The organism is Streptomyces sp. NPDC059037, assembly GCF_042740015.1.
GTDB lineage: Bacteria > Actinomycetota > Actinomycetes > Streptomycetales > Streptomycetaceae > Streptomyces.
In genome coordinates, this window is the sequence record NZ_JBHYIG010000243.1 from 1 (window position 1) to 9521 (window position 9521).

The window sequence follows — 9521 nt, forward strand, 5'->3', positions numbered from 1 at the left end:
CGCCATCACAAGAAGCACCGCCGATCACGCCGGGTGTTGATGACCCCCAAGGACAGCACCACCCAGGCCAATCCAACATCATCGATCATGGATTCGATCCTGATGGCGACGTGGTGTGCGGGGGGTCGACGGTGTCAGGGGGTCCACGTCCGCCTCATGAGGGCCGCGGCATCCGTGGCGATGTCCGTCACGATGCGGCCCGCCGGGGCGACGCCACGGACGAGTCCGGTGCTCTGGCCGGCATAGAGGGCGAGAGCCTCCACGTCGCCCGACATGCCGGGTACGGGGACCATGTCGTCGTAATGCGACCAGGTCCGCCCATCGGCGCTCCGGGCCACCACGGCGCCTTCGCCGGGGCGGTTCGGCGCGGCTGGACGGTCCGCGGCCTCCCAGGCGTGGAGCGTGGAGTTGCGCAGTGCACGATGCGGGGCGTTGGGCCAGCCGCCGTCGAAGCACCGCGTGTACACCGCGTCCTGTGGCGCCGCCTGGATCACGGCTTGACGGTAGACCTCGTGCGTGGCTGCCTCGGATGCCGTCAGGAATCGGGTGCCCAGCCATCCGGCCTGGGCTCCGAGGGACAGTGCGGCGGCGAGCCCGCGCCCGTCGGCGATGCCGCCGGCTGCGATGACGGGCACCGGGTGCACGGCGTCCACGACCGCGGGCACGAGCGCCATCGTGGTGACCTCCCCACGGACGTGGCCACCTGCCTCACACCCTTGGGCCACGATCACGTCGACGCCCGCGGCAACGGCGCGTTGGGCCTCGGCAACGGAACCGACCGTGTGGATGTGCAGGGAACCGGCCGAGTGTGCGCGTTCGGCGACAGCCGAGGGATCACCCCAGAACGTTGAGATGACCGGCACGCTTTCCGCCAGACAGGCGTCGAGAAGCTCGTCCACCGGGAAGTCCAGCACCAGGTTCGCGGCGAAGGGCCTCGGTGTCATCCGCCGAACCTGCCGGATCCTGCGCACCGCTTCCTCGGCGGTGACCCAGGTCAGAGCAAGGGTGCCGAGTCCTCCCGCGTTGGCCACCGCAGCCACAAGCTCCGTGGTGACCGCCGACCCGATGGGCGCCTGCACCACGGGTATCTCGATGCCCAATTGCCGGCAAAGAGGTGTGGTCAACGTCGTCATGCTGTCCTCCTCATGCGGGTGTTTCGGTTTCCAAATCACCCGGCGAAGTTAATGTTTTGGGAATCCGCATCGCCAGGGGCGCGGGTCTGCAGGAGCGTAGGAGGAGCGTGGCGGTCACACCGGCACCAGGACGGCCGGTGCGTGGTGTGGGAACCGCACGAAAGCGTCCTGAGGGTTCCGTGACCTGCGCCGACGCTGCAGCGACATGTCCTCCAGCGTGCTGCGTCAACGCCTCGTCCAGCTGATCGAGGCACGTCTGGTGCACCAGACCCCTGACGGCCACTACGCCCTCACGGCGCTCAGCCCTCTCGTCGACTGGTCCGCCACCTGGGCCACAGAACTGGCCGAGCACTCCTGCGACCACGACACCGCTACCGTCGACGCCCCGGACTTCCCCTGAGAGTCCCGCGGGCGGCGGCCCCAGGCGGAGATCATCGGCGCGGTACCCAGGTCGAGGCCGCCCGCGGCGATGTTGGCCAGGTGGCGGTCGATCTCCTCGTCAGTGGCCAACCCCGCAGCAACGAGCTTGGCGCGGACCTGGCGGACGGTGGCCTCCTCCAGCACGGTGCACGCGGGCGAGGTGATCGGGAAGTAGGCATCGGCCTCGACGTCGGCCAGCCCGGCCTCGCGCAGCAGCCGCGGCAGCTTGCGCCCGTACGCCAGATCCGCGCCGCGCTGCCGCAGCAGCTCACGGCAGCCGCGGCGCAGCCTGTTGGCCAGCTCCTGTTCGGGCCCGTACTCGTCGGGGCAGATCTGCGGCAGCAACGCCGGGTCTCCGTCCTCCAGCACCAGCCATCCGCCGGGGCGAAGCGCCTCGACCATCGACCGCAGGGCCTTGTCGCGGTCGGCGACGTGGACCAGTACGAGGCGGGCGTGGATCAGGTCGAACGGCCCACCGGCCGGGGGCTCCTCGGCCGCCACGTCGTGGCGCAGCACCTCGAAGTCTGCGGTCTCCCGCATCCAGGAGGTGTCGATGTCGGTGGCCACCACGTGCCCCGCCCTGCCGACGCGCTCGGCCAGCCAGGCGGGCACGGTGGGCCCACCGGCCCCGACCTCCCAGCACCGCCACCTTTCGTCGACCCCGACCGTCTCGAAGTGCCGGAATGTCGACGGATCAAAGAGCGCCGACAGCGCGGTGAACCGCTCCCCCGCCTCGGCCTGCCGATTATCGAGGAGGTACCCCTTGCCGGAGATGTCCCGCGTGTTCCGCGCCATGGTCCGATCAACTCCTTTTCCACATCAGTTGGTTCCGCACACGCGACGCCCGATTTCCACCAGGCGCAGACCGATCACGGAGGGACGCCCCGCATCTTGATCACGGCTTGGGGCAGACCCTGTCTCTTTACGGCCCAGCGTCAACGTGTCATATGGCACCAGGCCGGCAAGTCGAGCTGAGCAGCCGGGTCCGTCGCGATGACATGTACGACGGCACTTGGCTTGGCTTGGCTTGGCTTGGCTTGGCTTGGCTTGGGCGATTGCGGCCCGTAGTCGTATGAGGGGTCCACGCCGGCCTCGGCGATCGGCCGCAGCTACTCCGGGGTAATTCCTCCGGAGGCTTCCAGGACGACTCCATGACCAGGGCCGATCTCCTGCCGGGCGTGGACGACCTGCCTGATCGCGGTCACCCGTCATGTTGTCCAGCATGATCCAGGGCACTCGCGCAAGCAGGGCTTCCACCGCTTCCGCCACGGTCTCCACTTCGACATCGATGAGTACGTCGCGGCCTTCGGCGGCCATTCCGGCGCGGACCGCGTTGATCGCCGCTTGAGCAGCACAATGGCCGACAGATCGAGCCGGCGGCTGCTGCCGCCCCCCAGAAGCGACGGCGTATTTGTCGAGAGCCCGCCCGCAGCCCGGGCGCCGTCTTGCGGGTGTCGAGGACTTTGACACCCAGGTCGGCTACCAGGTCGACGTACTGCCTCGTCAACGTGGCTATGCCGCATATGCGTTGCAGGAAGTTGAGCACGGGCGCGTTCCCCGGTGATCAGGCCGCGCGCCTCGCCCGTGAAGCGGACGACCGTCTGTCCCTGTGGGACGAGCGTCCTTTCCGGGACCAGTTCGTCCACCTCGACTGTGGGGTCGAGCCGGCGGAACACCTCGGAAACGATGGGCAGCCCGCCGATCACCCCGGGCTGCTTGGTCGTGATCTCGGCCTTCGCGGGCGGCCCCGCGGGCACACTCCAGCGGGTGGTGATGTCATCCTGGGCCCGTCCTCGGCAAGTGCGAGTGCGACGGCGTCACGTGCCGTCAATGCGCGGACGGGTCCGCTTCGGTGACCAGGCGGGCGAGCACGGCGCGGATCAGGGCGTTGACCATGGCGGGCTGTTCCTGATGCGGCATGTGTCCCGCCTGTTCGATCACGTGGAACTCGCCGTACGGGGCCAGTTCGGCCAGCGTCCGAGACACCTCCAGGGGGATCTGGGAATCGAGTCGGCCGTGCGCGAAGACCGCGGGCACCATCAGCCGGCCGAGCGCCTCGCGAGGGTCGTAGACCGCGAGATCGGCGAACAACTCATCGATGAACAGGCCCGATTGAAGGATCCGTCGCACCGTCTGCCGCGCCGGGTCCGGGTCCGCCGCCGGGCCGAACCACTGCGGGACCCAATCGGCCAGAGCCGCGGCGCGATCGACGGAGAGCGCCGTCCGCAGCGAGGGCAGGGTGTCGGACATGCCCTGGCTCGGCCAGTGGCCGGGCCCGTCAATCGACACCACGCCGGCCACCCGCTCCGGCGACCGGAGTGCCGCCTCCAGGGCGAAGGCCGCCCCCATCGAGTTGCCCACCAGCAGGGCCCGGTCCAGAGCCAGTACGTCCATCAGCCCCACCAGGTCGGCGGCGTTGGCAGCGATGGTGTTCCCGGCAGCCGGATGGTCGCTTCGGCCGCAACCCCGCCAGTCCACAGTCACCACGCGGTGGTCGGCGGCCAGATCGGCGACCTGGGTGTCCCAGACGCGGCCGCTGGTTCCCCAACCGTGCAGGAACAGCACCGGCACTCCGGTCCCACCGTCCGTGTAGTACAGCCGGATTCCGTTCACCTTGGCGTACGGCATCATCAAGCCCTTCTCTCGTCCGCACCGCTCTGTTTGTCCGCGGTGTTGAGCAGGGCCAGTTCACCGCGGTGACGCGTCCCGACCAAGACGCAGTTCGCTCGTACACTGATCAAGAACCGTGATGAATCCGCGGCAGGGGTGGAATGGAACTGCGTCAGGTCCGCTACTTCGTGGCGGTCGCCGAAGAACTGCACTTCGGCCGGGCCGCCGCGCGGATGCACATCGTCCAGCCGACCGTCAGCCAGCAGATCCGGCGGCTGGAACGCGAACTCGGGCTGGACCTGTTCGACCGCACCACCCGCCAGGTCGCCCTCACCGCCGCCGGCGCCGCCTTGCTGCCGCACGCCCGCACCATCCTGGCCTCCGAGCAAGCGGCACTCCACGCGTTGACCGGCCTTCGGACCATGGCGGCCACAGTGCTGCGCGTCGGCACCAGCGTCGGTCTCGGAGCGCGCCTCGAACACGTCCTCACGACCCTCGCGGACCGCTCCCCGAATCTGACAGTGGAACTGGTGAGCGCCGCATCCACCGCCCGGCTACAGGCCGTACGCGACGGCGAACTGGACGCGGCCTTCGTACGCGGACTGACGGACAGCCCCGGCCTGGACCTCATCCCGGTCTGGCAGGACCCCCTCGTGGCAGCGCTCCCCGCCACCCACCCTCTGGCTGCCCGCACCACGGTGCCCCTCGCCGACCTCGCCCACCTCCCGCTGCGCATCGTCCCCCGCGAGACCAACCCGCAACTCGTCGACCTGGTCATGGAAGCGTGCCGGAACACCGGGTTCGAACCCAGCCTCGGCCCCGCCTTCACCACCGACCAGGACACCCTCGCCGCCATCGCGACCGGCAAGCCGAGCTGGACCGTCTTCTACGCCGCCCAGGCACAATTCCTGCAGTCCGGCCGCACCGCCTTCCGCCCCTTCGCCCAGCCCGGCCTGTCCGCCGAAACCTTCCTGGCCGTCCACCCCGCCACCCCCGCACGCCGCCTGGCCCCTCTCCTCGACGCCTGCCACGCCGCCGGGGCTGACGGCGCCGGCCCCGAACCACGAACTTCCCCCGACGCACAGCCCGCCAGCCCCTGGCCGCCCGCCCCTGGGCAACAGGACCGACCTGACGTTGACCTGTCGTGGAACCGCTGAGGTGGCATGTCTCGGGCCAGCAGGCAGCAGTCATCGGTCCGCCCACCAGCCAGAACCCGTTCAGCGATGGCGCGGATCCAGCGTCGAGGACGGAAGCGTCAAGGACGAAGGACCAGCTTTCCCCTCGTGCGGCGGCCGAGCATGTCCTCATGCGCATCGCGGGCCCGCGCGAGGTCGTACTCTGCGCCGACCAGCGGCCGCAGGCGACGCCGCGCCGTGAGGTCGAGCAACTCCTCCAGCGCCGCACCACTGGCCCCGTCCCGGGCGATGAGCGGGATGAGCGAGAAACCGGCAACGGTGATGCTGTCCACCGCGAGTCGGCTCGGCGCAATCGCGGAGGCTGTCTGCCGGGACGAGGCGCCGTAGGTCACCCGCCGGCCGAGATACCCGAGTGCGTCCAGGGCGGAGTCGAGGACGGAGCCGCCGACGGCGTCCAGGATGATGTCGACCGGGCGCCCGTGATGGGCGTCGAGGACCCGCTCCCGGTAGCCCTCCGCATCACCGTCGATCGCCGCGTCCGCGCCGAGTTCGAGGGCCGTGGCACGCGCCTCGTCGGACGATGCTGTGACGATGATCCGTCCCGCCCCGAACTACGTTGATCCGCGTGTCCGCAACAATCTCTGCCAGATACTTCGTCGCCTACGAAGTCCAGCTCGGGCGCGATGAATTGGACCACCTCACCGGCCTCGCGGTGGAAGGTATCCCCTTCCCACACGTGCAGTTGGAGACCGAACGCTATGAGAGAAGATTTCGCGCCGCTGATCTCGATTCACTGCTCCAGAGCGTGCGGAAGCTGTGCGGACCGCAGTACTCCACGAAGTGGACCCGCCTGACTTGGCACGCTTCGGGGCTCGATCGCGCAGCAAGTTTGCGGTTCCAAGATGGCTGCCTGACCGTGGAGTTCCGATCTGCGGACGCGGATTGGGCAGCCGAGCGCGAGCGCGACGTGGCGTACTGCCTGCGCCACGAGGCAGGCAGTACGAGACCAACCGCTCAGTCTCGCAACCCTGCGCTGGGTATTCCCCCTCGCGCTGGTCATGGTCTGCGTGTTCCTCTGGGCGGAGCTGGGGCTGTGGTCGGTGATACGAGAGAGCGGCCGGAACCGGCCGGTAGACATGGGGCTTTCCATGCTGCTCGTCTCATTCCTCTTTGGCGGGTACGCCTTCCATCGCCGTATGCGCACCGTCACGCGCCGCGAATGCCGAACGGTGGTTGACGTCCAGCACCCGCGTCCGCCTCAGCTCCCCTTCTTGAGGCTGACTGGTGGGGGACGCACGACACTTGTCGCCTGCTGCGGGTGGGCGAGCACCAGGCGCTGTCCGAGGCCGAGCAGCAGGCGGTACGGCAGGCCGTCCTCGATCACCGGCCCTGTGAAGCGGCGGTACGCGCCTGGCGGGAGGAGACCTGGCCGGCGATCCGGGCGAAGGCGAAATCCGAGGGTGCCGAGGTGCTCTTCGCCGACCAGGTCGGCATCCGCTCCGACCAGGTCACCGGCCGGACCTGGGGCGAGACAGGCCGCACTCCGATCGTGCGCCGCAGCGGCAACCGATTCTCGGTGAACGCTATGCCCGCGATCAGTACGAAGGGCCGGATGCACTTCATGGCCTTCACCGAGACCTTCGCTGCCGAGGTGATGTGTCGCTTCCGGGACCGGCTCTCGGGCCACTTCGACCGTACGGTCCACCTCGTCTTGGACGGCCACTCCGCTCACCGCTCCTGCAGGGTCCGCGACTGGCTGGCCGAGCACCCCGACCGCATCGAGTTGCACTTCCTGCCCGGGTACTCGCCCGAGCTCAACCCCGACGAGCTCGTCAACGCCAACCACACATCGTCCGCGGCTACTTCGGCGGCCCCCACCTCCGTTGCATCCTCGAATGGAACCAATTTGAGCTTCGGGTCAATAAGTCGCCATCTGATAATCTTCCCTGCCGATGACCAGAAGGCTCATCAACACAGGGGAAAAGTGGAATGTTGAAGAACAACGACTGGGAAGTTGACGTGCAGCTCCTGCTGGATGTCACTGACGAAGAGTGGACGCGAATCAAGGAGGGGATGCAAGCTGCGGTGGAAGGCGAACCGCAATACGAGTTCGCCTCGGCAGCCACCTCCAACAGTCCTGCCGGTGATTTCTTCTCCGTCGGCGCCACCTTGCAGGTCAAGGCCGAGACGCCTGGCGAGGCGGCTGATATCGCTGTTGCCGTAACACGCCGTGCCCTCCAATCCGCTGGAGGAGGGCCGGACAACGGCGTAGTGGAAGTCAACATTCGCCAGGGTGAGGTGGACCCACGGCTTCTGGGCTGCCAGTAACACACGACGACGCGGCACAGAGGCCCCCCGTTGACAGGCTTCGTCGGGGGTCTTCTCGAATTCTGGCCGTGGCGCTCTTCGCACACTGGTGGCGTCGTGCCGCGACGCGAACGACACCCGGGCCGCCAACGCCAGCCACACATTTTCCGCGGCTACTTCGGACCGCGCATCCGCTACATCCTCGAATACAACCCTTTGAGTTTCGGATCAATATTCCGATCAATAAACGTAAGTCGAGCCTTAGAGGGTGTCTCACGTGGCAAGTTTCGCGAGCTTCTTGTAGCAGGTCAGGGCGGCGGCCAGGCCGAGGTAGGCGAGGAAGTGCGAGCTCTTTCGTTCGTACCGGACGGTGAGGCGGCGGTAGCCGAAGAGCCATGCGATCGACCGTTTGATCTTCCAGCGGTGCCGACCGAGGCGTTCGCCGGACTCGATGCCGGGCCGCGCGATGCGCGCGACGAGCCCGCGCTCGCGCAGCCAAGCCAGGTGTTCGGCGGGGAAGTACGCCTAGTCCGCGCGGAGTTTGACGGGGCGGCCCCGCCGTGGTCCCCGGCAGGGCCGGACGGCGGTATGCCGCGGATGAGCGGCTTGAGGGCGAGGCTGTCCTGCATGTTCGCGCCGGACACGGCGACGGCGAGCGGGATGCCCTGGGCATCGGACAGTACGTGCAGCTTGCCGCCCTTCTTGCCGCGATCGACCGGGTTCGGCCCGGTCAGCGATCCCCTTCTTTGGGGCGAACGGAGGCCGCGTCGACGATCGCCGAGGTCCAGTCCACCTCGCCCCGGGCCCCGAGTTCGTCCAGCACAGCTGCAGGTCAGCGCGTACACCACTGCCGTGAACACGGCCCGCTCGTCACACGGAGCGGTCCCATCACCTTGCGGACGTGCAGCGAACGACGGCAGCAACGGGGCGGCCAACTCCCAGGGTTCATCAGGAACCAGACGCTTCGATGGATCATCACCCACGGCCTGCATCATGCCGCAGGAACATCAAGTCACGTGAGACAACCTCTAAGCCTTGATTGGTGCGGCCGACCTGGCGGCCTGCTCGATCTTCGCGCAGTGGGCCGCACGGGCTTCCTCGTCGATCTGCTGCTCGTTTTCGGCGCGCACCCCGGTCCGGCCGTCGAGGCCCTCGCGCAGGATATCGGCGTGCCCGGCATGCCGGATGGACTCGCCGAGGACATGGACGATGACGGCGAACAGGTTCGTGTTGGGAAAAGGCTCCGGCCACCACGGCACGTGGCCGGGGGCGTCGAGGGGAAGCTCGTTGATCGTCGCGTCCGAGTGTTCCCACGTACGCCGGTAGAACCCGATGATCTGATCGCGGGTCTCGTCCTCGGTCGCCCACTGATCGCTGCCGTCGGAGTCCTGCCACCGGCACAGCGGTTCCGGGGAAGGGCGGTCGAAGACCTCGCCGAAGTACCTGGCCTCGACGGTGGCCACGTGCTTGACCAGGCCGAGGAGGTTGGTCCCGGTCGCTGTCAAAGGTCGGCGGGCGTCGTATTCGGACAAGCCGTCGAGTTTCCAGAGCAGCGCGTTGCGGTCCCGCCGCAGTCTCCCGTGCAGGTTGTCTTTCGCGAATTCATCGATCATGCGGCATGAGCCTGCCATGGGCTGCTCGTGGTCTCAAGATCCCGTACGTGGTCCCCAACGGCTGGCAGAGCCGAGGCCTGGCCATGACATGACCGCCGCCCTGACTGCTACAAGAAGCTCGCGTGGCGATTCCGCCACCAACTATGGTGCTGACAAGGGTCATCCACTCCATCTTCAGACGGTAGAGGGGAAGCGGCGGGGGGGGGGGGCGCCCCCGGGGGCCCCCCCCCCGGGGGCCCCACCGCCCACCCCCCCCCCCCGAACCCCCAAACACCCGAGCGCACCAGGAGGGGCACAAAGGC

General features: G+C 68.2%; 9 protein-coding genes and 2 pseudogenes. 3 read left to right on the forward strand and 8 right to left on the reverse strand.

Translation table 11 applies throughout. The features are described 5' to 3' along the window. Positions 1–134 precede the first annotated feature (134 nt). From ACFWY6_RS35020 to ACFWY6_RS35040, 5 genes and pseudogenes are all read right to left on the reverse strand, one after another. Positions 135–1172 carry an NAD(P)H-dependent flavin oxidoreductase gene (locus tag ACFWY6_RS35020; RefSeq protein WP_384699293.1) on the reverse strand — a complete coding sequence of 346 codons (1038 nt, stop codon included), beginning with the start codon at positions 1170–1172 and terminating at the stop codon, positions 135–137. A 243-nt stretch (positions 1173–1415) separates the two neighbouring features. Beyond that, complete coding sequence (locus ACFWY6_RS35025; protein ID WP_384699296.1) at positions 1416–2348, reverse strand: methyltransferase domain-containing protein; 933 nt, start codon at positions 2346–2348, stop codon at positions 1416–1418. 406 nt (positions 2349–2754) lie between these two features. Next, positions 2755–3099, reverse strand: a complete 345-nt coding sequence (locus tag ACFWY6_RS35030; RefSeq protein WP_384699298.1) for a hypothetical protein — start codon at positions 3097–3099, stop codon at positions 2755–2757. Positions 3100–3112: 13 nt separating this feature from the next. Then, positions 3113–3328: pseudogene (locus tag ACFWY6_RS35035) on the reverse strand (nicotinate-nucleotide diphosphorylase (carboxylating)); the annotation flags it as partial. 52 nt (positions 3329–3380) lie between these two features. Continuing rightward, a complete protein-coding gene (locus ACFWY6_RS35040; protein WP_384699301.1) occupies positions 3381–4184 on the reverse strand; it encodes an alpha/beta fold hydrolase in 804 nt (267 codons plus the stop codon). Positions 4185–4324: 140 nt separating this feature from the next. Here ACFWY6_RS35040 and ACFWY6_RS35045 point away from each other — a divergent pair, with 140 nt between their 5' ends. Next, a complete protein-coding gene (locus ACFWY6_RS35045; protein WP_384699304.1) occupies positions 4325–5320 on the forward strand; it encodes a LysR substrate-binding domain-containing protein in 996 nt (331 codons plus the stop codon). A 98-nt stretch (positions 5321–5418) separates the two neighbouring features. Here ACFWY6_RS35045 and ACFWY6_RS35050 read toward each other — a convergent pair whose 3' ends face one another. Further along, positions 5419–5895, reverse strand: a complete 477-nt coding sequence (locus ACFWY6_RS35050; protein WP_384699334.1) for a zinc-binding dehydrogenase — start codon at positions 5893–5895, stop codon at positions 5419–5421. Between the two features lie 722 nt (positions 5896–6617). Here ACFWY6_RS35050 and ACFWY6_RS35055 point away from each other — a divergent pair. Both ACFWY6_RS35055 and ACFWY6_RS35060 read left to right on the forward strand, forming a co-directional pair. After that, positions 6618–7295: an IS630 family transposase gene (locus ACFWY6_RS35055; protein WP_384699307.1), complete on the forward strand. Its 678-nt coding sequence runs from the start codon at positions 6618–6620 to the stop codon at positions 7293–7295. Continuing rightward, positions 7289–7627 (forward strand): hypothetical protein, encoded by a 339-nt coding sequence (locus ACFWY6_RS35060; protein WP_384699310.1) that lies wholly within the window; start codon positions 7289–7291, stop codon positions 7625–7627. Before ACFWY6_RS35055 ends, ACFWY6_RS35060 begins: the two co-directional genes overlap by 7 nt. A gap of 252 nt (positions 7628–7879) precedes the next feature. Here the strand turns inward: ACFWY6_RS35060 and ACFWY6_RS35065 are convergent. Both ACFWY6_RS35065 and ACFWY6_RS35070 read right to left on the reverse strand, forming a co-directional pair. Next, positions 7880–8589, reverse strand: a pseudogene (locus tag ACFWY6_RS35065) (transposase). Positions 8590–8634: 45 nt separating this feature from the next. Then, a complete protein-coding gene (locus ACFWY6_RS35070) occupies positions 8635–9219 on the reverse strand; it encodes a DinB family protein (protein ID WP_384699313.1) in 585 nt (194 codons plus the stop codon). Positions 9220–9521: the final 302 nt, after the last annotated feature.